The sequence below is a fragment of the Coprococcus sp. AM97-35 genome, assembly GCF_027697525.1.
Classification (GTDB): domain Bacteria; phylum Bacillota; class Clostridia; order Lachnospirales; family Lachnospiraceae; genus Allocoprococcus; species Allocoprococcus comes.
In genome coordinates this window covers 121,369-148,333 of record NZ_JAQESL010000003.1, presented here as the reverse complement: position 1 = coordinate 148,333, position 26,965 = coordinate 121,369, and the positions used below count along the sequence as shown (strand labels likewise).

Annotated in this window: 25 protein-coding genes and 9 tRNA genes; 33 read left to right on the top strand and 1 reads right to left on the bottom strand. The window is 43.4% G+C overall.

Going from position 1 to position 26,965, the window contains the following annotated elements; translation table 11 throughout:
- Positions 1 to 34 precede the first annotated feature (34 nt).
- Positions 35 to 1,327, bottom strand: a complete 1,293-nt coding sequence (locus PG840_RS04160) for an HlyC/CorC family transporter (RefSeq protein WP_270205622.1) — start codon at positions 1,325 to 1,327, stop codon at positions 35 to 37.
- Between the two features lie 288 nt (positions 1,328 to 1,615).
- Between PG840_RS04160 and murB the strand changes: the two genes are divergently transcribed.
- From murB to panC, 33 genes are all read left to right on the top strand, one after another.
- A complete protein-coding gene (murB, locus tag PG840_RS04155) occupies positions 1,616 to 2,527 on the top strand; it encodes a UDP-N-acetylmuramate dehydrogenase (RefSeq protein WP_117823387.1) in 912 nt (303 codons plus the stop codon).
- 2 nt (positions 2,528 to 2,529) lie between these two features.
- Complete coding sequence (gene rapZ / locus PG840_RS04150; protein WP_270205623.1) at positions 2,530 to 3,411, top strand: RNase adapter RapZ; 882 nt, start codon at positions 2,530 to 2,532, stop codon at positions 3,409 to 3,411.
- An 8-nt stretch (positions 3,412 to 3,419) separates the two neighbouring features.
- Positions 3,420 to 4,379 (top strand): DNA-binding protein WhiA, encoded by a 960-nt coding sequence (gene whiA, locus PG840_RS04145; protein ID WP_173690104.1) that lies wholly within the window; start codon positions 3,420 to 3,422, stop codon positions 4,377 to 4,379.
- Positions 4,376 to 4,639: an HPr family phosphocarrier protein gene (locus tag PG840_RS04140; protein ID WP_008372676.1), complete on the top strand. Its 264-nt coding sequence runs from the start codon at positions 4,376 to 4,378 to the stop codon at positions 4,637 to 4,639. Before whiA ends, PG840_RS04140 begins: the two co-directional genes overlap by 4 nt.
- 121 nt (positions 4,640 to 4,760) lie before the next feature.
- Positions 4,761 to 5,657, top strand: coding sequence for a diacylglycerol/lipid kinase family protein (locus PG840_RS04135; RefSeq protein ID WP_055262206.1), 897 nt, complete (start codon positions 4,761 to 4,763; stop codon positions 5,655 to 5,657).
- Positions 5,658 to 5,743: 86 nt separating this feature from the next.
- Positions 5,744 to 5,815, top strand: a tRNA-Glu gene (locus PG840_RS04130).
- A 40-nt stretch (positions 5,816 to 5,855) separates the two neighbouring features.
- Complete coding sequence (fba, locus tag PG840_RS04125; protein WP_022219974.1) at positions 5,856 to 6,722, top strand: class II fructose-1,6-bisphosphate aldolase; 867 nt, start codon at positions 5,856 to 5,858, stop codon at positions 6,720 to 6,722.
- Positions 6,723 to 6,874: 152 nt separating this feature from the next.
- Complete coding sequence (locus PG840_RS04120; protein ID WP_117823392.1) at positions 6,875 to 8,995, top strand: glutamine synthetase III family protein; 2,121 nt, start codon at positions 6,875 to 6,877, stop codon at positions 8,993 to 8,995.
- A 334-nt stretch (positions 8,996 to 9,329) separates the two neighbouring features.
- Positions 9,330 to 11,444: a glutamine synthetase III family protein gene (locus PG840_RS04115; protein ID WP_044999028.1), complete on the top strand. Its 2,115-nt coding sequence runs from the start codon at positions 9,330 to 9,332 to the stop codon at positions 11,442 to 11,444.
- A 338-nt stretch (positions 11,445 to 11,782) separates the two neighbouring features.
- Positions 11,783 to 12,238: a DUF1700 domain-containing protein gene (locus tag PG840_RS04110; protein WP_195478965.1), complete on the top strand. Its 456-nt coding sequence runs from the start codon at positions 11,783 to 11,785 to the stop codon at positions 12,236 to 12,238.
- 319 nt (positions 12,239 to 12,557) lie between these two features.
- Positions 12,558 to 12,791 carry a hypothetical protein gene (locus PG840_RS04105; protein WP_022219969.1) on the top strand — a complete coding sequence of 78 codons (234 nt, stop codon included), beginning with the start codon at positions 12,558 to 12,560 and terminating at the stop codon, positions 12,789 to 12,791.
- 179 nt (positions 12,792 to 12,970) lie between these two features.
- Complete coding sequence (locus tag PG840_RS04100) at positions 12,971 to 14,131, top strand: THUMP domain-containing class I SAM-dependent RNA methyltransferase (RefSeq protein ID WP_117823400.1); 1,161 nt, start codon at positions 12,971 to 12,973, stop codon at positions 14,129 to 14,131.
- 19 nt (positions 14,132 to 14,150) lie between these two features.
- The gene (gene rdgB, locus PG840_RS04095) at positions 14,151 to 14,756 is read left to right on the top strand and encodes an RdgB/HAM1 family non-canonical purine NTP pyrophosphatase (RefSeq protein WP_270205624.1); all 606 of its coding nucleotides are present in this window, start codon (positions 14,151 to 14,153) and stop codon (positions 14,754 to 14,756) included.
- Positions 14,753 to 15,235, top strand: a complete 483-nt coding sequence (locus PG840_RS04090; RefSeq protein ID WP_117823404.1) for a metallophosphoesterase family protein — start codon at positions 14,753 to 14,755, stop codon at positions 15,233 to 15,235. The genes rdgB and PG840_RS04090 overlap by 4 nt, the downstream gene beginning before the upstream one ends.
- Positions 15,236 to 15,401: 166 nt before the next feature.
- Positions 15,402 to 15,476 (top strand) — tRNA-Pro (locus tag PG840_RS04085).
- A gap of 8 nt (positions 15,477 to 15,484) precedes the next feature.
- Positions 15,485 to 15,555, top strand: a tRNA-Gly gene (locus PG840_RS04080).
- A gap of 22 nt (positions 15,556 to 15,577) precedes the next feature.
- Positions 15,578 to 15,651, top strand: a tRNA-Arg gene (locus PG840_RS04075).
- A gap of 8 nt (positions 15,652 to 15,659) precedes the next feature.
- A tRNA-His gene (locus tag PG840_RS04070) sits at positions 15,660 to 15,733 on the top strand.
- 199 nt (positions 15,734 to 15,932) lie between these two features.
- Positions 15,933 to 16,004, top strand: a tRNA-Gln gene (locus PG840_RS04065).
- 4 nt (positions 16,005 to 16,008) lie between these two features.
- Positions 16,009 to 16,081 (top strand) — tRNA-Lys (locus PG840_RS04060).
- Between the two features lie 39 nt (positions 16,082 to 16,120).
- Positions 16,121 to 16,201: transfer RNA gene (locus tag PG840_RS04055), tRNA-Leu, on the top strand.
- Positions 16,202 to 16,679: 478 nt separating this feature from the next.
- Positions 16,680 to 17,891 carry a glycosyltransferase family 4 protein gene (locus tag PG840_RS04050; RefSeq protein ID WP_117558581.1) on the top strand — a complete coding sequence of 404 codons (1,212 nt, stop codon included), beginning with the start codon at positions 16,680 to 16,682 and terminating at the stop codon, positions 17,889 to 17,891.
- 127 nt (positions 17,892 to 18,018) lie between these two features.
- The gene (locus tag PG840_RS04045) at positions 18,019 to 18,702 is read left to right on the top strand and encodes a PHP domain-containing protein (RefSeq protein WP_117558582.1); all 684 of its coding nucleotides are present in this window, start codon (positions 18,019 to 18,021) and stop codon (positions 18,700 to 18,702) included.
- A 317-nt stretch (positions 18,703 to 19,019) separates the two neighbouring features.
- The gene (locus PG840_RS04040; protein WP_118198960.1) at positions 19,020 to 20,186 is read left to right on the top strand and encodes an FprA family A-type flavoprotein; all 1,167 of its coding nucleotides are present in this window, start codon (positions 19,020 to 19,022) and stop codon (positions 20,184 to 20,186) included.
- 17 nt (positions 20,187 to 20,203) lie between these two features.
- Complete coding sequence (locus PG840_RS04035) at positions 20,204 to 21,160, top strand: DMT family transporter (RefSeq protein WP_173685669.1); 957 nt, start codon at positions 20,204 to 20,206, stop codon at positions 21,158 to 21,160.
- 79 nt (positions 21,161 to 21,239) lie between these two features.
- Positions 21,240 to 21,425, top strand: a complete 186-nt coding sequence (locus PG840_RS04030; RefSeq protein ID WP_008372704.1) for a DUF6472 family protein — start codon at positions 21,240 to 21,242, stop codon at positions 21,423 to 21,425.
- A gap of 45 nt (positions 21,426 to 21,470) precedes the next feature.
- A complete protein-coding gene (locus tag PG840_RS04025; RefSeq protein ID WP_270613377.1) occupies positions 21,471 to 23,009 on the top strand; it encodes an MATE family efflux transporter in 1,539 nt (512 codons plus the stop codon).
- An 80-nt stretch (positions 23,010 to 23,089) separates the two neighbouring features.
- Positions 23,090 to 24,010, top strand: coding sequence for a glycosyltransferase (locus PG840_RS04020; RefSeq protein WP_270613376.1), 921 nt, complete (start codon positions 23,090 to 23,092; stop codon positions 24,008 to 24,010).
- On the top strand, positions 24,010 to 24,555 hold the full coding sequence (locus PG840_RS04015; protein ID WP_055156301.1) for a histidine phosphatase family protein: 546 nt from the start codon (positions 24,010 to 24,012) through the stop codon (positions 24,553 to 24,555). The genes PG840_RS04020 and PG840_RS04015 overlap by 1 nt, the downstream gene beginning before the upstream one ends.
- Positions 24,556 to 24,564: 9 nt before the next feature.
- On the top strand, positions 24,565 to 25,038 hold the full coding sequence (locus PG840_RS04010) for an LURP-one-related/scramblase family protein (RefSeq protein WP_117823453.1): 474 nt from the start codon (positions 24,565 to 24,567) through the stop codon (positions 25,036 to 25,038).
- A 90-nt stretch (positions 25,039 to 25,128) separates the two neighbouring features.
- A tRNA-Leu gene (locus tag PG840_RS04005) sits at positions 25,129 to 25,211 on the top strand.
- Positions 25,212 to 25,648: 437 nt separating this feature from the next.
- Positions 25,649 to 26,044, top strand: a complete 396-nt coding sequence (panD, locus tag PG840_RS04000) for an aspartate 1-decarboxylase (RefSeq protein WP_055156306.1) — start codon at positions 25,649 to 25,651, stop codon at positions 26,042 to 26,044.
- A gap of 80 nt (positions 26,045 to 26,124) precedes the next feature.
- Positions 26,125 to 26,964, top strand: coding sequence for a pantoate--beta-alanine ligase (gene panC / locus PG840_RS03995; RefSeq protein ID WP_270613375.1), 840 nt, complete (start codon positions 26,125 to 26,127; stop codon positions 26,962 to 26,964).
- Position 26,965 lies beyond the last annotated feature (1 nt).

Sequence of the window (26,965 nt, the reverse complement as noted above, 5' to 3'; positions counted from 1 at the left end):
AAAATTTGTCAGGATTTCTTACTGGGAGGTCTGCTTAATCGTCATTTTCCGATGAGTCAGACGTATGTTCGCGGTAATTCTCCGGAAGATACAGGTGAACGGTCTCAATCCGGTTTTTGTCGAGCTTTTCTACGACCATACGGATTCCATCTTCGGTGACAACGGAGTCACCGGCTTTCGGAAGACGGTCCAGCTTTTCGATGATAAAGCCTCCGAGAGAATCATAATCTTCCGATTCCAGATTCAGCTCCAGGGAATCATTGAGATCGTCAAGATTAGTAGAACCCTCAATAATATATTCGTGTTCGCCTACCGCTTTGATATTTTCTTCTTCATTCTCATCATATTCATCGTGGATCTCGCCAACAATCTCTTCAAGAATATCTTCCAGGGTGATCAGACCGGATGTTTCACCGTATTCATCCAGGACAATTGCGATATTGAATGAGGCCTGGCGCATTTCAACAAGAAGCTCGGAAATGCTCTTGTATTCATAAGTGAAGTAGGCTTCACGGAGAATGTCTTTAATCTGGAACTCACTTTTCTTATTGTCATAAAGAAGAAGATCTTTCATATTGATCGTTCCGACAACATTATCCTTTGTCTCCTGGTAAACCGGAAGACGGGTGAATTTGTCTTCCCGGAACAGGTCGATCAGTTCATCGTAATTGCTGTCAATATCAGCAAAAGTTACGTTGACACGGGGCACCATGACGTCTTTGGCAATGGCATCACCGAGATCAAACACATTGTAGATCATCTCTTTTTCATCCGATTCGATCACGCCGTCCTGATGGCTGACATTTACCACACTTCGGAGTTCAGCTTCGGTCATGGTATTGTCTTTGGCATTCGGATCGATGCGAAGAAGCATCAGAAGACCGGTGGAGAGACCATTTACAATGAAGATAATCGGAGTCATGATCTTCATAAAAATATTGATAACCGGTGCGTAGAAAAGAGACATCTTCTCAGCATGAATGGTTGCCATCGTCTTCGGAGTAATCTCTCCGAAAAGGATGATGAGAAGCGTCATAAGCCCACTTGCGATCGCGACAGCGGTTCCACCAAGGCGGTATGCGATTGTGGTGGCAAGGGAAGCTACCGCAGTATTAACAATGTTGTTGCCGATGAGGATCGCGCTAAGCATTTTACCTGAATTCTCAGTTACGGCAAGTACGGCGCTGGCACGCTTGTTACCCTCGTCTGCAAGGGCACGCATCCGGATTTTGTTGTAGGTTGTAAGTGCTGTCTCGGCTGACGAAAATATGCCGGATAAGAGCAGCAGGACTAGCAAAATAAGTATTTGCGAGACACTCGAGTCCACAGTTAAAAATCACTCCTTTTTGAAAATATTGATAAAATTTCTATGTTATGCCTTACTATATCGCATTTCACTTAATTTTGCAAGAGTGCGTTGAACTTGCATATTTTTTGGTGTATCATATGATGTAAGTTCCAAAATTTATTTTTGACACTTACATCATATGAGGATGATATTAAAACGTGCTTTGGCACGTAGTAACTTCTATTTGGCGGGAGGTCCAATGGCAATTTCCTGTTAAATAAAAAAAGAAGAATGGCATAGAATATTTATAGATACTAGGAGAAGAGAATGGAACAGAATTTTGAGACATGTTTGTATAATGTGGTCGATGCAGCCAAAATACAGAAGGATGAACCGATGAAGAAGCATACAACCTTCCGAATCGGTGGTCCGGCAGATTATTTTATCATGCCATCGAATGAAAAGGAACTGGCAGAGGCAGTCCGGGTGTGCCGGAAATTTTTGATACCTATATATATAGTAGGAAATGGAAGTAATCTTCTGGTTGGAGACAAAGGTTTCAGAGGCGCGATCATCCAGCTTTATAAGAGTATGGGAACATTTCAGGTAGAAGGAAATCAGATTACGGCGCAGGCAGGATGTTCGCTTGCGCAGATTGCAAATGCAGCACTTGATGCAGCACTGACCGGATTTGAGTTCGCAGCGGGTATTCCGGGAACGCTTGGCGGAGCGGTTGTGATGAACGCCGGTGCGTATGGCGGAGAGATGAAGGATGTACTGACGAGTGTCAGGGTTATGACAGAAGAGGGCGAGATCATGGAGCTTCCGGCAGAAGAACTGGGACTGGGATACCGTACAAGCATTATTCCGGAGAAAAGATATATCGTTTTGGGTGCTGTGATTTCGCTTACAGAAGGCAAAAAAGAAGAAATAAAAGCGCAGATGGATGACCTACGTCAGAAGCGGGTATCGAAGCAGCCGCTGGAGTATCCGAGTGCAGGCAGTACCTTTAAGCGTCCGGAAGGATATTTTGCAGGAAAACTGATCCAGGACAGCGGACTGAAAGGATTTACAGTAGGTGGAGCGCAGGTTTCTGAAAAGCACAGTGGATTTGTGATCAATAAAGGAAATGCGACAGCGGCTGATGTGATGGAGCTGATCCGTCAGGTAACAGCGAAAGTGAAAGAAGATACCGGTGTTACGATGGAACCGGAAGTGAAACAAATAGGAGAATTTTAGGGATGAGATTCGTAATTGTAACGGGAATGTCCGGAGCAGGGAAAAGTACAACTTTGAAAATGATGGAAGACATGGGATATTTTTGTGTGGATAACATGCCGATTCCTTTAATGACAAAACTGACAGAACTTTTGATCGTTCCAAATGGTGAGATCACGAAGATCGCTCTGGGACTTGATATCCGCAGTGGTCAGAATCTGCGTGCACTGGACCAGGTTCTGGACGAACTTGAAAAAGCCAAGATACCACTGGAGATTCTTTTCCTTGAATCGAATGATGATACACTGGTGAAAAGATATAAAGAGACAAGAAGGAACCACCCACTCTCAAAGGGCGGCAGAATTGAGAACGGGATCGCCAAAGAACGTAAGAAGATTGCCTTTTTAAAAGAAAGGGCAGATTACATCCTGGATACAAGCCGGATGCTGACCAGGGAGCTGCGCAGTGAACTGAACCGTATTTTTGCCGAGAATAAAGAATACAAGAATCTCTACATTACCGTGTTATCTTTCGGATTTAAATATGGAATTCCGAGTGATGCAGATCTGGTATTTGATGTCAGATTCCTTCCGAATCCGTATTATATTGATGAACTTCGCCCGCAGAGTGGCAATGACAAGCCGGTCAGGGATTACGTGATGAATAACGATATTTCAAAAGAATTCCTGAAGAAGCTGGTCGACATGGTTGAGTTTCTGATTCCGAACTATGTTGCAGAAGGAAAGAACCAGCTTGTGATCGCAATCGGATGTACCGGCGGAAAACACCGCTCCGTGACACTTGCCAATGAGTTGTATGAACGGCTGTCTGTGGCAGAGAAAGAGTACGGTGTAAAAAAAGAGCATCGTGATATCGAGAAAGATGCAATTACGAAAGCAAAATAGGTGATAGTATGTCTTTTTCTGGAAATATTAAAGAAGAAATATCGCGTCAGCTAAGTCCTGCAAGACATTGCCGGATTGCAGAACTTGCAGCGATCATCAGCATGTGTGGGGCTGTCATGATCGACAGCAGAGGTCATGCAGCACTTAAGATTCATACGGAAAATCTGGCAGTTGCAAGAAAAAGCTTTACTTTATTGAGAAGAACGTTTAATATAGTGGTTGATATCGCTATTCGGGTGAACCGGGAAAAAGGCAGCAGCTACTATTATATAGTTGTAAAAAAACACGAAGATGCTATCAGGGTGCTTCAGGCGGCAAAACTGCTCAATCCTTATGGAGACGTGGAAGAAGAGCTTTCTGTAGTAAAGAATGTCGTGATTCAGGAGACTTGCTGTAAGCGGTCTTTCCTGCGTGGCGTTTTTCTTGCATCGGGATCCATGAGCGACCCGGAGAAGTCCTATCATTTTGAAATTGTCTGTGCGTCGATGGGAAAAGCGCAGCAGATTCAGAAGATAATGAGATGTTTTGCTCTGGACGCAAAGATTGTATCAAGGAAGAAATCATTTGTGGTTTATCTGAAAGAAGGAGCTCAGATCGTGGATGTGCTGAATGTGATGGAGGCACATCAGTCACTGATGGAGTTGGAGAATATCCGTATATTGAAAGATATGAGAAATACGGTGAATCGAAAAGTGAACTGCGAGACTGCGAATATCAATAAAACGGTTTCCGCTGCTGTAAAGCAGATTGACGATATAAGGTATATTGAGGAAACAAAAGGACTCGATAAGCTGCCGGAAGGATTGAAGGACATGGCCCTTACAAGACTTACATATCCGGAGGCATCTTTAAAAGAGTTAGGCGCACTTCTGCAAAATCCGGTAGGCAAGTCCGGAGTGAACCACAGATTGCGCAAGTTAAGTGAAATGGCGGAAGAGATAAGGGCTAAGCAAGGAGGAACATTATGATCAAAAAACCTGTTAAGATTCAATTGTCCGAGGGATTAGACGCCAGACCGATTGCACTTCTTGTTCAGGAAGCTAGTCAGTATTCAAGTTCGGTATATATCGAAGTTGACCAGAAGCAAGTCAATGCAAAGAGCATTATGGGGATGATGAGTCTGACACTGATGCCGGGAGAGGAAATCACCGTTGTTGCGAACGGAACAGATGAAAAGGAAGCAGCAGCTGGTATCGAAAGGTTTCTTGTGAACGTTAAGAACAGATAATTGCATAAAACTTTGAAGAGTCTGCCGAAAGCAGGCTCTTTATGCTATAATGCATGTATCCGTAAGGAGCTGTGGGGACAGCCCTTATAGAGAAAAGAACAGATAACAGGAGGACGGACGTATGAAAAAAGCATTGTTTATTTATAATCCGAATGCAGGAAAGGGACTTTTAAAACCGAAGCTTTCTGATATTATTGACATTATTGTAAAAGCAGGATATGAAGTGGTTGTATATCCGACGCAGAAATATAAAGACGCTTATTATAAAGTAAAGACATTTACAGAGGAGTATGACCGTGTGATCTGCAGTGGTGGTGACGGAACACTTGATGAGGTCGTAACCGGAATGATGAAGAGAGAAAAAAAGATTCCGGTCGGTTACATCCCGACAGGAACGACCAACGACTTTGCGAGCAGTCTCCATATCCCTAAGAATCTTCTCCAGGCGGCAAGTACAGCTGCAGGGGGGGAAGAGTTTCCCTGTGATATCGGACGGTTTAACGGAGATGTGTTCGTGTACATTGCAGCATTCGGACTCTTCACGGATGTATCTTATGAGACAAAGCAGGAAATGAAGAATGTTCTGGGACATCTGGCATATGTGCTGGAAGGAGCAACCAGAATTTTTGATATCCCGTCATATAAATTAAAAGTGACACATGACGGAGAAACGATTGAGGACGAATTTATTTATGGTATGGTGACGAATTCCAGATCTGTTGGCGGTTTCCGTAATATGATCGGGAAGAATGTGGTTTTTGATGACGGAGAATTTGAGGTTACCCTGATCCGGACACCGAAGAACCCGCTCGCGCTTCAGGAGATCATTGGGGCGCTTCTGAGCAGCCAGATCAATACGAAGCACATTTATTCATTTAAGACAGGTGAGATCCATTTTGAATCAGTGGAAGAGATCCCATGGACGCTGGATGGAGAGTTCGGTGGGGAACACGACAGTGTCTGCATCAAGAACGCGAAACAGGCACTTAAAATCGTAGTTCCGGAAGAGGAACAGTAAAAAAATAAAAAAAGGTCTTGTCAAATGAAAAGAAGTACGTTATACTAAGCAAGTGAGTTAGCCAGACAGCTAATGAACATACATCTGGCCCCCTGGTCAAGCGGTCAAGACGCGACCCTCTCACGGTCGAATCAGGGGTTCGATTCCCCTGGGGGTCAGCCTATAAAAGCCTTTAACAGAGAAGTGGAGGAATACAAAATGTTAGTTTCAGCAACAGAGATGTTAAAAAAAGCAAAAGCAGGTCATTATGCAGTAGGACAGTTTAATATCAACGATCTTGAATGGACCAAAGCAGTTCTGACTGCAGCTGAGGAATTAAGATCACCGGTTATTCTTGGTGTGTCTGAAGGCGCAGGAAAGTACATGGCTGGATACAGAACAGTTGTAGGAATGGTAAATGGAATGATCAAAGAAATGGACATTTCGGTTCCAGTTGCACTTCATCTTGATCATGGTAGCTATGAAGGCTGCCTGAAATGTATAGATGCAGGATTCTCATCAGTTATGTTTGACGGATCTCATTATCCGATCGAAGAAAACATTGAGAAGACTACAGAACTTGTTAAACTTTGCCATGGAAAAGGACTTTCTATCGAAGCAGAAGTTGGTTCTATCGGTGGAGAAGAAGATGGTGTTGTAGGAATGGGCGAATGCGCAGATCCTAAGGAATGTAAGATGATTGCAGACCTTGGCGTTGATTTCCTTGCAGCAGGTATCGGTAACATTCATGGAAAATATCCGGCAAACTGGAAAGGACTCAGCTTTGAGACTCTTGCAGCAGTTCAGGAGCTCACAGGAGAACTTCCACTCGTACTTCACGGAGGTACAGGAATTCCGGATGATATGATTAAGAAAGCAATTGACCTTGGAGTTTCTAAGATCAATGTTAATACAGAATGTCAGCTGGTATTCGCAGAAGCTACCCGCAAATACATTGAAGCAGGAAAGGATCTTGAAGGAAAAGGATACGATCCACGTAAACTTCTGAAACCGGGTGCAGATGCAATCGTTGAAAAAGTAAAAGAGAAGATGATTCTGTTCGGTTCTGACGGAAAAGCTGAATAGTCTGATTTTTGATAATATCATGGACAAAGGCGTCCGAAGAAAACGGTATAAAAGGAGTTTTGCGTAAGTGCAAGACTCCTTTATTTGAATCAAAAAACGACCGTTTTGTATAAGTAGTAGAAAATGAGTAGTAGAAAAGAGAGGTACATGGGATGAGCGAATGGATTAGTGTAGCAGAAATATTTGGAGAAAACGTCTTCAATGATGCTGTTATGCAGGAAAGACTTCCGAAGAAGACTTACAAAGAGCTGAAAAAGACGATTGAAGAAGGTAAAGAGCTTCAGGCTGCAACAGCAGACGTTATTGCACATGAGATGAAAGAGTGGGCGATTGAAAAGGGTGCCACTCACTATTCGCACTGGTTCCAGCCTCTTACAGGAGCAACAGCTGAAAAGCATGATTCGTTTATTTCAGCACCGAAGTCAGATGGAAAGATCCTGATGGAGTTTTCGGGAAAAGAGCTGATCAAAGGAGAACCGGATGCATCTTCCTTCCCGTCAGGAGGACTGCGTTCTACATTTGAAGCAAGAGGTTATACAGCGTGGGATTGTACATCGCCTGCATTTGTTAAAAAGAGTCCGGATGGGAAAAGATCGATTTTATATATACCGACGGCATTTTGTTCCTATACCGGAGAAGCACTGGATCAGAAGACACCTCTTCTTCGCTCTATGGAAGCAATCAACAAACAATCCATCCGTCTTCTGCGTCTTTTTGGAAACACAACGTCCCAAAAGGTTACACCATCTGTTGGAGTTGAGCAGGAATATTTCCTGGTAGACAGAGAAAAATATCTTAAGAGAAAGGATCTTGTATTTACAGGACGTACATTATTCGGGGCAAATCCTCCGAAGGGACAGGAACTGGATGACCATTATTTTGGTGCGATCCGTGAGAGAATCGCAGCATTTATGACTGATGTCAATGAAGAACTCTGGAAGATGGGTGTATCTGCAAAGACACAGCACAACGAAGTAGCACCTGGACAGCATGAGCTTGCGCCGATCTATGCACAGTGCAACGTAGCAGTTGACCATAATCAGCTGATCATGGAGACGCTGAAGAAAGTGGCATATCGCCATAATCTCCAATGCCTGTTACACGAAAAGCCGTTTGAAGGTGTAAATGGTTCCGGAAAGCATAACAACTGGTCACTGGTTACAGATGATGGGATCAACATTCTGGATCCGGGAAAGACACCTCATGATAATATTCAGTTCCTTCTGGTTCTGACCTGTATTCTCCGTGCAGTAGACCTGCATGCAGACCTGCTCCGTGAATCTGCTTCTGACGTAGGAAACGATCACAGACTTGGAGCAAATGAAGCACCGCCGGCAATTATTTCCGCATACCTCGGAGAACAGCTTGAAGACGTGCTTGCACAGCTTATTGATACCGGAGAAGCTGCACACAGCTTAAAAGGCGGCAAATTACATACCGGTGTAAGTACGCTCCCGGATTTTGCAAAGGATGCAACTGACAGAAACCGTACTTCGCCATTCGCATTTACAGGAAATAAATTTGAGTTCCGTATGGTAGGATCCAGAGACTCGGTGGCAGCACCGAACGTAGTATTAAATACAATCGTGGCTGAGTCCTTCTCTGATGCCTGCGATGTGCTCGAAAAAGCAGAAGATTTTGATCTTGCAGTCCATGATCTGATCAAGGAATATGCATCCAAACATCAGAGAATCGTATTCAATGGCAACGGATATTCTGATGAGTGGGTGAAGGAAGCCGAAAGAAGAGGACTTCCGAATATTAAGACCATGGTAGAGTCTGTTGAATGTCTGACATATGACAATACGGTTGAAATGTTTGAAAAATTCGATGTATTCAGCCGTGCAGAACTGGAATCCCGTGCAGAGATCAAATATGAGGCATACTCAAAGGCAATCAACATTGAAGCACGTTCCATGATCGATATCGCAAGCAAGCATATTATCCCGGCTGTGATCCAATATGTAACTTCGCTGGCTAATTCGATCAACCAGGTAAAACAGGCAAGCGCTGTAGCATATACAGGTGTACAGGAAGAGCTTCTTGTACAGTCGGCTGATCTTTTGAAAGACACAAAAGAAGCACTCAGAGCACTGGAAACTGTTGTGGCAGAAGTACCGGAGACAGAAGGAAAAGAACAGGCATTCTTCTTCATGCAGAAAGTTGTACCGGCAATGGAAGCTTTAAGAAAACCAGTGGATGAACTGGAAATGATCGTCAATAAGAATATGTGGCCGATGCCTTCTTACGGAGATCTGCTGTTCGAGGTCTAAGAAGTGACTGGTATAAATGTTGAAAAAGAAGTTGAAAACTTATGAAGTTTTGTGAAAATATACACAAATTAAAAAATTGGTCTTGAAATTTGAAAGAAAAAAGAGTATCGTAAATATATCTTAAATAACAGAGATCACAATGAACGAGGAAGTTCCACAAAGTGGAGTTTCCTCGTTTTTTTGTGTATACGATGAGCCAAGTGCAGATTTGTGCTTGCACAAGGATCTGCATTTGGTGAATGTACATCATCGAGCTGTTAAGCGAGATGATGTACAAAGTATAAGAATCGAGTAGGAGTCAGCCTACTCGATCGTTAGCGAAAGGAAGGTAATTATGAGTAGTGAATGGTTAAGCGTGGCAGAAATTTTTGGCGAAGATGTTTTTAACGATGCAGTAATGCAGGAGAGACTTCCGAAAAAAGTATACAAAAAATTAAAACAGACAATTGAAGAAGGAAAAGAGCTGGATCTTGAGACAGCAGATGTAATTGCACATGAGATGAAAGAATGGGCAATCGAAAAAGGTGCAACCCATTATACACACTGGTTCCAGCCTCTGACAGGAGTTACTGCTGAAAAGCATGATTCCTTCATCTCAGCTCCGCTTCCAAGCGGAAAGGTTCTGATGAGCTTTTCCGGAAAAGAACTGATCAAAGGGGAGCCGGATGCTTCTTCTTTCCCGTCAGGCGGACTTCGTGCTACATTTGAAGCAAGAGGATATACAGCATGGGATTGTACATCACCGGCATTTGTAAGAAAAGATGCAGCCGGAGCGATCCTTTGCATCCCGACAGCATTCTGCTCTTACACAGGTGAGGCACTGGATGAAAAAACACCGCTTCTCAGATCTATGGAAGCAATCAACAAAGAATCCATCAGACTGCTTCGTCTGTTCGGAAATACAACATCAAAGAAAGTAACACCTTCTGTAGGACCGGAGCAGGAATACTTCCTTGTTGATGCAAAGAAATTCTTACAGAGAAAAGACCTTATTTACACAGGACGTACACTTTTCGGAGCAATGCCGCCGAAAGGACAGGAGCTTGACGATCACTACTTTGGAACGATCCGTCAGAGGGTTGCTTCCTATATGAAAGATGTCAACGAAGAATTATGGAAACTCGGCGTTGCAGCAAAGACACAGCACAACGAAGTGGCACCTGCACAGCACGAACTTGCACCGATCTATGCAGAGGCCAATATTGCAGTGGATCACAACCAGATTATCATGAAGACACTGAAAAAGGTGGCATGCGAGCATGGACTGAAATGTCTGCTACACGAGAAACCGTTTGCAGGAGTCAACGGATCTGGTAAGCATAACAACTGGTCTATCACAACAGATGACGGAATCAATATGCTGGATCCGGGAAAGACACCTCATGAAAATGTACAGTTCCTTCTGGTACTGGCATGTATCCTGAAAGCAGTTGATGTACACGCAGATCTGCTTCGTGAATCGGCTGCTGATCCGGGAAATGACCACAGACTTGGAGCAAACGAAGCACCGCCGGCAATCATCTCTATCTTCCTTGGAGAACAGCTTCAGGACGTTGTAGAACAGCTTCTCAGTACAGGTGAGGCAACACACAGCCTGAATGGTGGAAAGCTGCAAACAGGTGTAACAACCCTTCCAGATCTTACAAAGGATGCAACCGACAGAAACAGAACTTCACCATTTGCATTTACCGGAAATAAATTTGAATTCCGTATGGTAGGTTCCCGCGATTCCATTGCAGGATCAAACGTAGTACTGAATACAATCGTAGCAGAGGCATTTGCAGAGGCATGTGATGTCCTGGAAAAAGCAGATGATTTTGATACAGCTGTACACAGCCTGATCAAAGAATATCTGACAGATCATCAGAGAATTATCTTCAACGGCAACGGATATTCTGACGAATGGGTAGCTGAAGCAGAAAAGAGAGGACTTCCGAATATCAAGTCCATGGTAGAAGCAATCCCGGCACTGACAACTGACAAAGCGGTAGAACTGTTCGGAAAATTTGGTGTATTTACCAAGGCAGAGCTGGAATCCCGTGCAGAGATCAAATACGAGAACTATGCAAAGGCAATCAATATCGAAGCAAAGGCCATGATTGATATTGCTGCAAAACAGATCATTCCTGCAGTTGTAAAATATACAAAAGAGCTTGCAGATACGGTTCTTGCAGTAAAAGAAGCCGGAGCAGATGCATCTGTACAGGCTGAAATGCTTGCTGACATCTCAGGACTTCTGACAGAAACAAAGGCTGCCCTTAAGAAACTGGAAGCAGTCACAGAAGAAGCAGCAGGAAAAGAAGAAGGAAAAGTACAGTCTGAATTCTATCACTTCAGCGTAGTTCCGGCTATGGAAGGACTCCGTACACCGGTAGATGAACTGGAAATGATCGTGGATAAAGAAGTATGGCCAATGCCTTCTTACGGAGATCTTTTATTTGAAGTTTAGAAAATACATATAAAATACTTATAGAAATTTAAGGACCTTAGACTTGGAAAGAAGCAGAAATTATGCTACTCTAAGTCTGAGGTTCTTTTCTATATCCGAAAATTTATTTCCGGATATAGAAAGCCTCCGGCGGGATGTGCACTGTGATACAGGGAAGATGTTGCGGGTAATGATCACAGGCGCGGGAATGGACCAAAGCACATTTTTGTATCAGAATGATGTTGGGGTCAAAAATCCTCTTGCAAGCAAGTTTGCATTGGATTTCTGACCTTTTGACCCTGGTATCATCAGAATATAATTATAAACAATGAAATAATGAGAATAGAGGAGAAAGAAAGATGACGAAAGCAGAGTTCCTTGAAAAACTGAGAATTGAACTTTCTTCCGGTGTGACACCACAGGTGCTGCAGGAGAATCTGAACTACTACGGCCAGTATATTGATGATGAGATCCGAAAAGGAAGAACGGAGAGTGAGGTACTGGCGGAACTTGGAGATCCGTGGATTCTTGCGAAGACGATCGTGGATGCGCAGAAAGAAGAAAGTGTAGAAGATGTGATCTATGATTCGGATGGAAGGACCTACAGAGGCAACAGCAGCACAGAAGAAAGTAGCAATATCCATGTGTGGAGCCTGGACAGCTGGTGGAAGAGACTTCTGCTGATTCTTGTGGTTTTGGCTGTGATCGTTGTGATCTTTGCGGTGATAAGTGGGATTGTAAGTCTGATCGCACCGGTACTGATTCCTCTTCTGGTGATCATACTGCTGGTCAGAATGCTGAGAAGGCGATGGTAATTAAAAAAGCCGGATGTATAAGATTCTTCTGCAATGAAAAGAAGCTTATGTCTCCGGCTTTTTGATTATATGTTCTATATGGCAGGTTCAAGTATTTAAAAAGGATCTGCCTGTTATATAACGTTAAACGCTCGATAGGGGAGCTATCGAGCGTTTGAGGGGAGTATAAATAATTAATAAGGGGTTGTAGAAAATAAATCTCTACACGACAAAGTATAATATAAACCGATTTAAAAATCAAGATAAAAATAAAAATGTATAAAAATACGAAAAGGATAGATACTATGTTTGTACAAAAAAATGTCAGGAGGAATTATCAATGGCAAAAAATTATAATGCTTCAGAAAACAGTACAAACAAAAATTCATATGGATCCAATAAGAATGCGTATGCTGAAAATGCTTCCGGCAAGAATCAGTCAAATAAAAATTCAGGCAATAAAAATGCATCCGGTAAAAATACGACTAACCGGAATGCAAAGAATGCATATGAATCAGACCGTAATGCATATGACAGCTCAAAGTCCTGCCATAACGAAAGTGATAAGTATTAAAAAGTGCAAAGCAGTTAAGAATGGAAAAGCAGCGGTTTGGATTCCGCTGCTTTTCTATTTTTGGTGCAGCAATCTGGTTCCTTAAAAAAAATTGTGGTACAAGCGCACTACTTGACAAAAGGCAACCGAAAAACGTAATATAGTTTATAACAGATTGCAGAGTAGAGAAAGGAAAAAGAATGGAAAAGATGGAGCTGATAGCACCCTGCCATTTCGGAATGGAAGCTGTTCTGAAGCGGGAAGTGCTGGATTTAGGATATGAGATATCAACAGTAGAAGACGGAAGAGTATGCTTCTGGGGAGATGCACAGGCGATTTGTGATGCGAACGTGTTCCTCCGGACAGCAGAGAGAATCCTTCTTAAGGTTGGTTCGTTTAAAGCAGAGACGTTTGATGAATTATTTGAGAAAACAAGAGTACTTCCGTGGGAGAATTATATTCCAAAGAACGGAAAGTTCTGGGTGACGAAGGCTGCATCTGTAAAGAGTAAGCTGTTCAGCCCGTCAGATATTCAGTCGATCATGAAAAAAGCCATGGTAGAAAGGCTGAGACGGATCTACGGGATAGAATGGTTCCAGGAGGATGGACCGGCTTACCCGATCCGTGTATTTCTGATGAAAGATATCGTGACGATCGGGATAGATACCTCCGGCGTATCTTTACATAAGAGAGGTTATCGTCAGATGACTGTAAAGGCACCGATCACAGAGACACTGGCATCCGCACTGATCATGCTGACACCGTGGCACAAGGACCGGATCCTGGTAGACCCTTTCTGCGGAAGTGGAACATTTCCAATCGAAGCGGCTTTGATGGCAGCTAATATTGCACCGGGGATGAACCGTTCCTTTACAGCAGAAGAATGGGTGAACCTGATTCCGAAAAAGGCATGGTATGATGCAATGGATGAGGCAAATGATGTGATCGACCGGAAGGTACAGGTTGATATTCAGGGATATGACCTGAATCCGGAGGCAGTAAAAGCAGCAAGACAGAATGCCAAAGATGCAGGCGTTGACCATCTGATCCATTTTCAGGAAAGAGCGGTAAAGGATTTAAGCCACCCGAAGAAGTATGGCTTTATCATTACCAATCCGCCGTATGGCGAGCGACTGGAGGATAAAAAGGATCTGCCGCAGTTATACCGAGAATTCGGTGAGAGTTTTAAAAAGCTGGATAGCTGGTCTGCATATATGATCACCAGTTACGAGGATGCAGAGCGTTATTTCGGAAGAAAAGCAGATAAGAACCGGAAGATATATAATGGTATGCTGAAGACCTATTTCTATCAGTTCTTAGGTCCGAAACCACCGAAACGCCCAAGAGAACCAAGACAGTAAGAGAAAGAAGAATTTACAGATGAAAATAATTTTTGCAACGGGTAATAAGAATAAAATGATAGAGATCCGTCAGATCTTGCAGGATCTGGGGATGGAGATCCTTTCTATGAAGGAAGCCGGGATTGATATTGATATCGTAGAGGATGGAAAGTCCTTTGAGGAAAATGCGATGATCAAAGCCGCAGCGATTGCAGAGCTGCCGGAAGTGAAGGCAATGGATGCGATTGTGCTGGCAGATGATTCCGGACTGGAAATCGATTATCTGAATAAAGAGCCGGGAATCTATTCTGCACGTTATGCAGGAACCGATACTTCGTATGATATCAAGAACAGCCTCCTGCTCTCGAGAATGAAGGGCGTACCGGACAAGCAGCGTACAGCAAGGTTTGTCTGTGCGGTGGCAGCAGTATTTCCGAACGGGGACAAAGAGGTTGTCCGTGGAACGATGGAAGGATGTATTGGTTACAAAATCGCCGGGGCAAATGGATTTGGCTACGATCCGATCTTTTTCCTGCCGGAATACGGTTGCACATCGGCAGAGCTTGCACCGGAAAAGAAGAATGAACTCAGCCACAGAGGAGAAGCGCTTCGGATGATGAGACAGATCATGGAGAAAAAGTTATGAGAGTATTGATTATTAGTGATACACATGGAAGACATACTGCATTTGACCGGGCAATCATGGAAGCTGGAAAGATTGATTATCTGGTGCATCTCGGGGATACAGAGGGCGGAGAAGATTATATTGAGGCATTCTGCGGATGTCCGGCGTATATACTGGCTGGGAATAATGATTTCTTCTCACGCAATCTCCGGGAGATGGAGATTTATTTTGGCAAGAAAAAAGCATTTATGGCACATGGACACCAGTATTCGGTGTCTCTTGGTGTAGAGCGGATCCTGGATGAGGGAAGATCGAGAAATGCAGATATCGTGATGTTTGGTCACACACACAGACCGTATCTGAAAAAGTTTGGTGATATTACAGTGCTGAATCCGGGCAGTCTGTCATTTCCACGGCAGGAAGGCAGAAAAGGCAGTTATATTATTATGGAGATGGATCGGGACGGGAATACGGAGTTTACGATTCATTATCTGGATTAGAGTAGGTGGCACGTATTTCTGCTAAAAAAGGGCAAAAATGCGTGTCTTTTACAAGAAAAAGAAAAATAAAAATTTCTTTTAAAAAATTTAAAAAACATGTTGACTTTTTGGAAACCTTGTAATATAATAACTTTTGTCGTCACGGAGATGACAAACAGATAAACAACGGGGTGTGGCTCAGCTTGGCTAGAGCGCCTGGTTTGGGACCAGGAGGTCGCAGGTTCGAATCCTGTCACCCCGATGTGATCTGCGGGTGTAGTTCAATGGTAGAACACCAGCCTTCCAAGCTGGATACGTGGGTTCGATTCCCATCACCCGCTTGCACTGAGAATTCAGTGTTGTGTGTTTGTAGCTCAGTTGGATAGAGCAACGGCCTTCTAAGCCGTGGGTCGGGGGTTCGAATCCCTCCAAGCACGTTTATATGGTGGGTATAGCGCAGTTGGTTAGCGCGCCAGATTGTGGCTCTGGAGGCCCAGGGTTCGAATCCCTGTATCCACCCTTTAATCTATAATATTTGAAAGAAATGGCAAGCAGAAATGCTCGCATTTTTTTTATGATAGACATTGCAAGAATGGATATCATAAAAGTCTCCGGCAGGATATGAGAGCTTTGTCAGATTCGGGATGCTGTAAGTTAAGCGATTGTCGCAGGCGCGGGAATGTGCCATGGCGCATTCTATGTCAAGACATAAAGATAATGGGTCATCGCCAAGCGGTAAGGCACAGGACTTTGACTCCTGCACTCGCTGGTTCGAATCCAGCTGGCCCAGTTACGGGCGTGTAGCTCAGGTGGTAGAGCACTTGACTTTTAATCAAGTTGTCCGGGGTTCGAATCCCCGCACGCTCACTTATTTAGTCCCATGGTTTTCTGTGGGACTAAAAAAATGCGGATGTGGCGGAACTGGCAGACGCGCTAGACTTAGGATCTAGTCTCTACGAGGTGCAGGTTCAAGTCCTGTCATCCGCATTTAGTTAAACATAACAAAACCAGTTATATTATATATAGAAGTAATAGAGGAACCTTTGCCAAAAAGGTTTCTTTTTTTGCTTTTTTTATGGATTTTAAGGAAAAAGCGGAAAAAGAAAAGAAAAAGCAGTATTTAGATATTTCTGTTGAAAATATCCGGATCGAGATCGTCTCTTTTACAGATTCCAACTATATGTTAATATAATCATATGAAGATGTTGGGACCCAAAGGTATTTTGACCCCTTTGATACCAGATTGCTACGTGCTTTGCACTCTCGCAATCCTCAAAAACATTCTCCTTTCGGAACATTTTCATCCAATGAAAGGAAGAACTTCTAAAAAAACAGATGAAAAAGAAACTGGAGAATAACTAAAGCATGGATAAATGATAAACGGTGAGTACCGCTTTTATTGATTACATTGCGGCAATAAATACATGTAACAGGGAAATTTTAACAAAGTAAGAGGGACGAAAGAATGAAAATATTAAGTGTCACAGCCCAGAAGCCGGACAGTACCGGAAGCGGTATCTATCTGACGGAACTGGTCAGAGGATTTAAAAAAAAGGGAATCACACAGTCAGTGATCGCGGGAGTTACAAAAGCTGATCAGGTATGTCTTCCGGAGGGGGTAAGCTTTTATCCGGTATATTTTGAATCGGAGCAGTTACCGTATCCGATCACGGGAATGTCGGACGAGATGCCGTATCCGAGTACCAGGTATTCAGACCTGACAGAGGAGATGACGGAAACGTTCCGGAACGCATTTGGCGAGGTACTGAAAAAAGCAGTGGAGGAGTTGGATCCGGACGTGATCCTGTGTCACCATCTGTATCTCCTTACAGCGATTGTAAGAGAGCTGTTTCCTGATAAAAAGGTATATGGAGTATCCCATGGATCCGACCTGCGGCAGATCCGCAAGACAGAACAGAACCGGGAATACATTTTACAGAGAATTCCTGCGCTGGATGGGATTTTTGCATTGCATGAGGAGCAGAAAGAGATGATCTGCGGAATTTACGGGGAGCATATCAGAGAGAAGGTACGGGTGATCGGAACCGGCTATAACAGTGATGTTTTCCGGCAGGAGATGGGGGCTTCACAGGGAGAAGAAAAAGAGCTGAGACTAATCTTTGCCGGAAAGATCTCAGAGAAAAAGGGTGTGAAAAGTCTGATCCGTTCGTTGGATTATCTGAAGGATTCCGGTCTTATTATTTCTCTGGAACTGGCAGGAGGTGCCGGAGATGAGGGCGAATATCAGGAAATCCGGGAGCTTGCCGAAAAGTGTCCGTTTGCAGTTGCCTTTGCCGGGAAGATCACACAGCAGGAGTTGGCGAAGAAGATGAATCAGAGTGATGTGTTTGTACTGCCATCTTTTTATGAAGGTCTTCCGCTTGTGATCATTGAGGCTCTGGCATGTGGTACCTATGTGATCTGTACAGATCTACCGGGGATCAGGAATTGGATCGATCAGAATCTTCCGGATAATGGTGTGGTTTTTGTAGAGCCGCCAAAAAGAGTGAATGAAGATGAACCTGTGGAAGAAGAACTTCCGGTATTTGAAAAGAAACTTGCCGGAGCCATCGAAGGGATCGCAAAATATCCTGGATCAAAGCCGGAGAAGGAGCATCTGGAGCAGATTTCGTGGGACGGACTTTGTGCGCATCTTATGCAGATATTTGAGCAATAGAGTGTTTATCGGAAAACTCTATAATTGAATTTCTGCATGTAAATTATCAATTATTTTTTTGTAAAACAACATGTTAAAATGAAGAAAAGAGAAATGAAAAGGCATTTTAACAGGAGGTTATTAACAGTTGATAATTGATATGCATATGCATGAGATGCGTTATTCGGGGGATAGCTTTTTAAGATTGGAGAACATGGTAGAGATCGCAAAGCGCAGAGGACTTGATGGAATCTGTATTACGGATCATGACAGTATGGGACTGAAGGAATTTGCGGCAGAGTATTCGGAGAAAACAGGATTTCCGATTTTTGTCGGAATTGAATTTTATTCCCTGCAGGGAGACATTGTAGCATTTGGAATTGAGGATTATCCAAAAGAGAGAATCCCGGCACAGGAGTTTGTAGATCTGGTACAGGCACAGGGCGGTATGTGTTTCAGTGCCCATCCATTCCGCAATAATAACAGGGGACTGGAAGAGAACCTGAAGATTGTAAAGGGACTTGATGGAATCGAAGTGCTGAACGGCAGCACACTTTACGAGGCAAATCGAAAGGCGGCAGAATATGCGGCTGAGCTTGGAATTGCAACAGTTGGATCAAGTGATTGTCATGTGCCGGAGAAGCTGGGACTTTATGCAACGTATTTTCCAAGAGAGATCCGTTCGGTGCAGGAACTGATCCGGAGTGTAAAACGATGCGAGACTCTTCCGGTGTATTATAAAGAGGGTGGATATTATCTCTGGGATATGAAAAATCCGATTGATGCGCCGTTTCACATTTACGAGCAGGAACAGATGGTGTGTGCCGGTTAATGTAAAAAATGAGAACAGATATGAAAAAATTAAACGCTTTTTTTATTGAAAGTGTGTTATTTCCATAGTATTATTAAGAGTGGAAATTAAGGGGGCTGGAATGTAATATTTCCAGCTTTCTTATTTAACAGGAAATTCTGTAGGAACTTCCTGCCAAAAAAATGAGTAAGTAGCCAATTTTTAAAAAAAATGAGCGGATTACGAATGTTTTTGAGGATTGCGAGAGTGCAAAGCACGTAGCAATTTGGTATCAAAGGGGTCAAAATACCTTTTGACCCCAACATCTTTTCAATCACCAATTACAAGGAGGAACTAACATGAAAGACATAGTAATTTCAGATGCAGTAAAATATATCGGAGCAGATGATAAGGATCTGGATCTCTTTGAGAGCCAGTACATCGTTCCAAACGGAGTATCCTACAACTCTTATGTGATCCTGGACGAGAAGATCGCAGTTATGGATACGATTGATACGAGAAAGACAGACGAATGGAAAGAGAATCTGGAGAGGGTGCTGGATGGAAGAACACCGGATTATCTGGTTGTATCTCATCTGGAACCGGATCATGCCGGAAGCATCAAAGAATTTGCAGATAAATATCCGGAAGCCAAGATCGTGGCAAGTGCAAAAGCTATTGCAATGCTTCCACAGTTCTTTGAAATCGCAGATCTGGCAGACCGTGCAGTTGCGGTAAAAGAAGGTGAAGAACTTTCCCTTGGAAGCCATACCCTTCAGTTCTTTATGGCTCCGATGGTTCACTGGCCGGAAGTTATGGTTGAATACGAAAAGTCTGAGAAGATTCTGTTCTCAGCAGATGGATTTGGTAAATTCGGTGCGCTGGATGCAGATGAGGACTGGACTTGTGAAGCAAGAAGATACTACTTCAATATCGTAGGCAAATACGGTGCACAGGTACAGGCGCTTCTGAAAAAAGCAGCGACTCTGGACATTCAGACGATTTGCCCGCTTCATGGACCGATCCTGAAAGAAAATCTGGGATACTATATCGGAAAATACATGACATGGAGCAGCTATGAACCGGAAGATGACGGGGTACTGGTTGCTTATGCATCGATCCATGGCAATACCAAGAAGGCAGCAGAGAAGATGAAAGAAATCCTGGAAGCCAAAGGTGCAAAGAAGGTAGCGATCACTGACCTTTCCAGAGATGATATGGCAGAGGCAATCGAGGATGCATTCCGCTATGACAAGCTGGTTCTTGCAGCAGCTTCCTATGATGCAAGTGTGTTCCCGTGCATGGAGACTTTCCTGAACAAACTGACCAATAAGAACTACCAGAACCGTAAGATCGCAATTATCGAGAATGGTTCCTGGGCTCCGACAGCAGCACGCGTGATGAAGAGTTATGTAGAGAAAATGAAGAAGATCACACTCTGCGAAAAGACTGTTACGATCAAATCTGCAATGAAAGATGCAGATGTAACTGCAATGGAAGAACTTGCAGATGAACTACTTGCGTAAGAAACGGAAAGAATGAGATGATAAAGTTAAAAGAGACTACAATGAGGAAAACCTGGGTGGTATGTCTTCTTGCAATGGTCTGCTGTGCGTTATGGGGAAGTGCTTTTCCTTGTATCAAGGTTGGCTACCGGCTGTTTCAGATCGATTCAGCCGATACCGCCACGCAGATCCTGTTTGCAGGGTGCCGCTTTACGATTGCAGGCATTATGGTTATTTTGTTTGGATCGATCCTGCAGGGACGTTTTCTGAAAGCGGGGAAGGGAGATCTTCCGAGAATCGGAAAAATCTGTCTTTTACAGACGGTGGTCCAGTATTTTTTCTTTTATGTAGGACTTGCACATACGACCGGAGTCAAAGGATCGATCGTTGAGGCATCCAATGTATTCCTTGCAATTCTTGTTTCAAGCCTGATCTTTCATCAGGAGAAACTGGATCAGAAAAAAGTGCTCGGATGTATCGTCGGATTTGCAGGGGTGGTTCTGATCAATCTGAGCGGAAGCAATGTGGATATGAGCTTTAATCTGACCGGAGATGGATTTATTTTTATCTCTGCGATCGCTTATGCATTATCTTCTGTACTGATCAAGAAGTATTCAGCCAAATCTGATCCGGTGATGTTAAGCGGATATCAGTTTACTGCAGGCGGGCTCGTGATGATCCTGATCGGATTCGTGATGGGTGGAAGAATCCATACGGCAAGTATGCCGGCAATGATTCTTCTGATCTATATGGCGCTGATTTCTGCAGTTGCATACACGCTGTGGGGGATCCTGTTGAAATACAATCCGGTATCCAAGGTATCGATCTTCGGATTTACGAATCCGGTATTTGGGGTGATCCTTTCCGCGATCATTTTGCGTGAGGGAAATGTATTCGGAATGAAAGACCTGATCGCACTGGTGCTGGTTTCTATCGGAATCCTGATTGTCAACTGGGCGAAGCCGGTGGGAGAAAAAGAAAAAGGAATGAACTAAGATGGAACCTGTTTTAAAGGAGGACACCTGCAGCTGATACCGATTTTTGAACAGGAAAAGAAATAACAGGAGGCAGGTTATGGCAAATACAGCGAGCTGTTGTGACACCTGTACATTTTATATTTACGATGATGAATATGAATGTTACACGTGTGACAGAGACCTGGATGAGGATGAGATGATGCGGTTTCTGACGGATCAGCATTATCAGTGTCCTTACTACAGATCTGGAGATGAATACAGAGTCGTCAGAAAACAGATGTAAATTGTAGATGATGGAGTAGAAGTATAAAAAACGCAGAATTTTGTAATGTGTCAGGTAATAGATGAATTTGTACTTGTTCCAAGAGGAGAAGCTGTGGAGCGGATAAATGGAACGATGACACTAAGTGAGACAGCGGCATTTATATATGAACATCTGGAGGAGGCTATAAAGGTGAGAGATAAAAAGGCAAATACAGTGAATGAGCAGGACAATCCGCTTGGGTATGAAAAGGAATCAAAACTACTGGTTGGATTTGCGATTCCATGCATTATTTCCATGCTGGTAACAGCTCTTTACAATATTGTAGATCAGATTTTCATTGGTCAGGGTGTGGGAATGCTGGGAAATGCAGCAACGAATATTGCGTTTCCGCTTTCTACTTCCTGTACGGCAATCTCACTGCTGCTTGGAATCGGCAGTGCGACCAATTTTTCATTGAAGCTTGGTGCAGGAGAAGAAAAAGAATCTGCAGAGTATGCGGGAAATGGAATTTGCCTGATGGCAATTTTCGGGATTGCACTTTTTGCAGTAACGACGATTTTTCTGACTCCGATGCTGAAATTCTTCGGTGCCACATCGGAGGTACTTCCGTATGCACAGGAATATACACGGATCACGGCAATTGGCTTTCCCTTTCTGATCGCAAATACAGGGATGAGTAAGCTGATCCTTGCGGATGGAAGTCCGCGGTATTCGATGACATCTATGCTGGTGGGTGCTATTGTAAATACAATTCTGGATCCGATTTTTATTTTTGGGCTGCAGATGGGAATGAGGGGCGCAGCACTTGCTACGATCATAGGACAGATCGTTTCGTTCTGCATCAGTCTGCGGTATATGTTCCATTTTAAAACGATCCGGCTTACAAAGGAAAGTTTCCATATGACGGGAAGACATATCGAGAATATTTTCAAATTCGGTGCCAGTGCCTGCTTTAACCAGATTGCAATGACGATCGTACAGATCGTACTGAATAATACATTGTCGCATTATGGAGCACAGTCTGTATATGGCGGTGACATTCCGCTTGCCTGTGCCGGGATCATTACAAAAGTAAATATGATTTTTATGTCATTTGTTATCGGAATTTCCCAGGGAATCCAGCCGATTATCGGATTCAACTATGGCGCAGAGAAGTATGAACGGGTACGGAAAAGCTACCTGCTCGCACTTGGAACTGCAACCGTTCTTTCCGGAATTGCATTTTTCTGTTTCCAGGTATTCCCAAGACAGATCATCAGCGTATTTGGTTCGGGAAGTGAGCTGTATTTTCAGTTTTCAGAGCGGTATTTCCGGATCTATATGTTCCTTACGCTTATCAATGGAATCCAGCCGGTTACATCGAACTTTTTCAACTCCATCGGAAAATCGCAGCTGGGTGTATTTATGTCCCTGACAAGACAGATTCTCTTTTTATTGCCGCTGATCGTGATCTTTCCATTGTTTATGGGAATTGACGGGGTTATGTATGCCGGACCAATTGCAGATGCGGCAGCAGCAATCGTCTGCGGATATTTCATGGTGAGGGAGCTTAAGGAACTTTCCGCGATGGACAGGAAGAAAAAAGAAGAATATGCAGCATAATGGTTGTAAGTAAATCAGGATATAAGCTGGAAAAAATTTGTATATACTGATTAGTAAGAAAAACGAAATGAGATGATGACTTGAATATTGAGATTGTTATTCCAGTCTTCCGACCAGATGGACGACTGAAAATGAGTATAGAGAGATTATTGAGACAGAGTGTAATGCCGGACAGAATTTTGCTTGAAGTTCTTTATGAGAATCCGATTGATAGGGAAATCCCGGAAATCTATATGGATAAAAGAATTGAGGTCCGATATACTCCAAAGGAGGAATATGACCGGGCAGGAAGCAGAGATGCGATCATACGGGAACTGGATTCGGATATTGTGATTTTTATGGTACAGATGGCGATACCACAGAACCGATATCTGGTAGAGAAGCTGACAGAACCGTTTAAAGAGGAGCGGACGGCGGTCGTGTATGGAAGGCATATGACAGATGATGAATGCAGTCCGATCGAGTGTTGTGTGAGACAGTTTAACTATCCGCCGAAAGGTATGAAAAAGTCTTTGGAAGATACCAGAAAGCTTGGGATCCGGACATTTTTCAATTCTAATGTATGCGCAGCGTACAGAAGAAGTGCGTATCTGGAGACAGAAGGCTTTGGAAAGAGGATGATCGCCGGAGAGGACATGCTCGCGGCGAGAAGACTTCTGGAAAAGGGCTGGCAGACGGTTTATGCGCCAGAGGCTGAGATTCTGTATTATCGCAATGACAATCTGCGCGAACTCTGGAAGCGTAACTTTGATATCGGGGTTGCGCATGCGGAGCATCCGGAGATGATTGAAAATACAAAACCGGGAAAAGAAGGAATGCGGCTGGTCCGTGTGACTTCAGCGCTTCTGAAGCAGAATCATATGGAGGAATATTTAGGTGAAGTGGCGGCGCGAAGTGCGGTTCGGTATCTTGCCTATCATTTTGGAAAACATTATGCGCATTTACCGGAGCATTTTGTCCGGAAATGTTCGGCAAATAAAGCGTACTGGGAGAAAGAATAATGGGACATTTTTATTTTACAAGACATGGACAGACTGTATGGAATGTGGAAAATAAAATTTGTGGTGCGACAGATATCGAGCTGACAGAGCTTGGACATGAGCAGGCAATGGAGCTTGGAAGAAAGATTAAGGAAGAGGGCGTAAAGATTGACGAGATCCTGTATTCGCCACTTGTCCGGGCGAAGGAGACCGCGCGCCATATTTCGGAGGTGACAGGAATTCCGATGCGTGAGGAGATGCGCCTGAAGGAGCAGAATTTTGGAAAATATGAGTCCACTCCGAGAAATGGGGAGGAGTTCAAAAAGGCAAAACAGAACTTTATCAATCATTTTGAAGGCGGGGAGACAATGCTTCATCTGTGCCAGAGGATTTACAATCTTCTGGATGATATTCGGAAAGAAGCGGATGATAAGGTTTATCTACTGGTTGCACATAATGGAATTTCCAGAGTAATCCAGTCTTATTTTTATGATATGACGAATGAAGAGTTTGCGGCATTTGGAATTAAGAACTGCGAATTGAGGAAGTATGAATTTCCGGAGTAGGAGTAGCGTATGAAATTACTTGTTAAGCAGAGAGTTTTTTCATGGACAGATTCATATGATGTTTATGATGAGAATGAAAATGCGAAATATTTTGTAAAAGCAGAGTTTTTGTCGCTTGGACACCGGCTGCATGTATATGATATGGCAGGGAACGAACTCGGGTTGATTAAAGAAAAAGTGATGTCATTACTTCCAGTGTTTGAAATTGAAGTGAATGGGCAGACACTTGGACGGATTGAAAAGCGTTTTACATTGTTTCGACCGAAGTATGATGTTGAGTTTAATGGATGGCATGTAGAAGGAGATTTCATGGGATGGAATTATGATATCTATGAAGCATGCAGTCCTGTGGTACATATTACAAAAGAATTATTCCACTGGGGAGATACTTATGTACTGGATTTTGCAAATCCGGCAGATGAATTGATGGGACTTCTTCTGGTAATTACAATTGATGCGGCAAACTGCATTCAAAATAATTGATGTAATTTAATGAAATGTAAAAAAAGTCAAAAAAAACATAAAAAACACTTGCCAAACCGGTTGGTATGTGATAAGATTCTTTTTGTTGACGCGGAAGTGTCGGAATGGCAGACGAGCTAGATTCAGGTTCTAGTGCTCGCAAGGGCGTGTGGGTTCAAGTCCCATCTTCCGCATAATAAAAGAAACCTCAGGTGATTCGCCTGAGGTTTTCTTTTATTGTACCGAAGCGATCCCTGAACCCAGGGTCCAGGTCTTCGCTCCGCTACGGTCGGCGCAGAGCACTCGTCCACCGGACGAGTTGCGCCCCATCTTCCGCACAGATGTCTTGAATTAAATACATGAGAACATCGGATTGACAATCTCTTGTCAAGGTGCAATAATATCCGCGGAGGTAGTATTTGAAAACTACAAAACTATACTCTGACTGAATCACAACAATTTCATATCGAAATCGTTTCCGTCAACAGGTGACGGAGAAGGAGCTTATATTTATTAAGAGGTAAAATAAGACTCAGGGAATACGAAGAATAGCAGAAGCATTTGCAGGGAGAAGTATGCCTTGACAATGCTTTTTTGTTTTACGTGTTTCCGGACAGAAAAGGAGTAAGACATGACAGTTGAGATGCTAAAAGGAAAGATTCATCGTGCTACGGTAGTACAGGCAGAATTAGATTACGTGGGAAGTATTACCGTTGATGAGGAACTGCTGGAGGCAGCAGGAATTATGGAATATGAGAAGGTTCAGATCGTGGACGTGAATAACGGAAGCCGATTTGAAACTTATACGATCTGTGGTAAGCGTGGAAGCGGAATGATCTGCTTAAATGGCGCTGCGGCAAGATGTGTAAGTACAGGTGATAAGGTTATTATCATGTGTTATGCAAATTATGAGGCAGAAGAAGCCAAAGAACATAAACCAAAAGTTGTTTTCGTGGATGATGAAAATAAGATCAGCCGTGTGACAAATTATGAAAAACATGGGTTGTTGAAAGACCAGGAAAAATAAGGAATCTAAAAACAAAATGAAATTTGTTGAATTCAGAACAAGAGGCTATCTCCGAATTTATTATAAAGAGGAGAATTATCATGCAGGTAACAACAACAGTCGAAGAGACAAGAAAATTAGTTAAGAACTGGAAAAAAGAAGGAAAAACCGTAGGTCTTGTACCGACCATGGGATTCTTACATGAAGGGCATGCAAGCCTGATAAGGAGATGCCGTGAGGAAAACGATATTGTTGTGGTATCCGATTTTGTCAATCCGACACAGTTCGGACCGACAGAAGACCTGGAAGCATACCCGAGAGATTTTAAACGTGACAGTGAGCTTTGTGAGAGCCTTGGAGCAGATCTGATCTTCCATCCGGAACCGAAGGATATGTATCATGATCCACATGCTTACGTAAGTATTGATACGTTATCTGATACCCTTTGCGGAAAGACAAGACCGATCCATTTTAAAGGGGTATGTACGGTTGTTTCCAAATTATTCAATATTGTAGCACCGGACAGAGCTTATTTTGGACAGAAGGATGCACAGCAGCTTGCAATCATCCGCAAAATGGTGCAGGATTTGAATTTTGATATCCAGATCGTAGGCTGCCCGATCATCCGTGAGGAAGACGGACTTGCCAAATCGTCCAGAAATACCTATTTAAGCGCAGAAGAGAGAAGGGCTGCACTGTGCCTTTCAAGAGCCGTTAAAACCGGTCAGGAGGCGATCTGCAAGGGAATTAAGGCAGAAGAAGTCCTGTCAAAGATGCGCGCAGTGATCGAAGCAGAGCCGCTTGCAAAGATCGACTATGTATCCATGGTAGATGCACTGGATATGCAGCCGGTCGAGAGTGTGGAAAAAGATGTTCTGGTTGCCATGGCAGTCTATATTGGAAAAACAAGGCTGATCGACAATTTCAGCTATGAGGTATAGC

What these genes read in the sequence shown, in the direction of transcription:
- murB (WP_117823387.1), top strand. Translation starts at nt 1,616, where the DNA reads ATGGAACAGAATTTTGAGACATGTTTGTATAATGTGGTCGATGCAGCC.
- rapZ (WP_270205623.1), top strand. Translation starts at nt 2,530, where the DNA reads ATGAGATTCGTAATTGTAACGGGAATGTCCGGAGCAGGGAAAAGTACA.
- whiA (WP_173690104.1), top strand. Translation starts at nt 3,420, where the DNA reads ATGTCTTTTTCTGGAAATATTAAAGAAGAAATATCGCGTCAGCTAAGT.
- PG840_RS04140 (WP_008372676.1), top strand. Translation starts at nt 4,376, where the DNA reads ATGATCAAAAAACCTGTTAAGATTCAATTGTCCGAGGGATTAGACGCC.
- PG840_RS04135 (WP_055262206.1), top strand. Translation starts at nt 4,761, where the DNA reads ATGAAAAAAGCATTGTTTATTTATAATCCGAATGCAGGAAAGGGACTT.
- fba (WP_022219974.1), top strand. Translation starts at nt 5,856, where the DNA reads ATGTTAGTTTCAGCAACAGAGATGTTAAAAAAAGCAAAAGCAGGTCAT.
- PG840_RS04120 (WP_117823392.1), top strand. Translation starts at nt 6,875, where the DNA reads ATGAGCGAATGGATTAGTGTAGCAGAAATATTTGGAGAAAACGTCTTC.
- PG840_RS04115 (WP_044999028.1), top strand. Translation starts at nt 9,330, where the DNA reads ATGAGTAGTGAATGGTTAAGCGTGGCAGAAATTTTTGGCGAAGATGTT.
- PG840_RS04110 (WP_195478965.1), top strand. Translation starts at nt 11,783, where the DNA reads ATGACGAAAGCAGAGTTCCTTGAAAAACTGAGAATTGAACTTTCTTCC.
- PG840_RS04105 (WP_022219969.1), top strand. Translation starts at nt 12,558, where the DNA reads ATGGCAAAAAATTATAATGCTTCAGAAAACAGTACAAACAAAAATTCA.
- PG840_RS04100 (WP_117823400.1), top strand. Translation starts at nt 12,971, where the DNA reads ATGGAAAAGATGGAGCTGATAGCACCCTGCCATTTCGGAATGGAAGCT.
- rdgB (WP_270205624.1), top strand. Translation starts at nt 14,151, where the DNA reads ATGAAAATAATTTTTGCAACGGGTAATAAGAATAAAATGATAGAGATC.
- PG840_RS04090 (WP_117823404.1), top strand. Translation starts at nt 14,753, where the DNA reads ATGAGAGTATTGATTATTAGTGATACACATGGAAGACATACTGCATTT.
- PG840_RS04050 (WP_117558581.1), top strand. Translation starts at nt 16,680, where the DNA reads ATGAAAATATTAAGTGTCACAGCCCAGAAGCCGGACAGTACCGGAAGC.
- PG840_RS04040 (WP_118198960.1), top strand. Translation starts at nt 19,020, where the DNA reads ATGAAAGACATAGTAATTTCAGATGCAGTAAAATATATCGGAGCAGAT.
- PG840_RS04035 (WP_173685669.1), top strand. Translation starts at nt 20,204, where the DNA reads ATGATAAAGTTAAAAGAGACTACAATGAGGAAAACCTGGGTGGTATGT.
- PG840_RS04030 (WP_008372704.1), top strand. Translation starts at nt 21,240, where the DNA reads ATGGCAAATACAGCGAGCTGTTGTGACACCTGTACATTTTATATTTAC.
- PG840_RS04025 (WP_270613377.1), top strand. Translation starts at nt 21,471, where the DNA reads ATGTGTCAGGTAATAGATGAATTTGTACTTGTTCCAAGAGGAGAAGCT.
- PG840_RS04015 (WP_055156301.1), top strand. Translation starts at nt 24,010, where the DNA reads ATGGGACATTTTTATTTTACAAGACATGGACAGACTGTATGGAATGTG.
- PG840_RS04010 (WP_117823453.1), top strand. Translation starts at nt 24,565, where the DNA reads ATGAAATTACTTGTTAAGCAGAGAGTTTTTTCATGGACAGATTCATAT.
- panD (WP_055156306.1), top strand. Translation starts at nt 25,649, where the DNA reads ATGACAGTTGAGATGCTAAAAGGAAAGATTCATCGTGCTACGGTAGTA.
- panC (WP_270613375.1), top strand. Translation starts at nt 26,125, where the DNA reads ATGCAGGTAACAACAACAGTCGAAGAGACAAGAAAATTAGTTAAGAAC.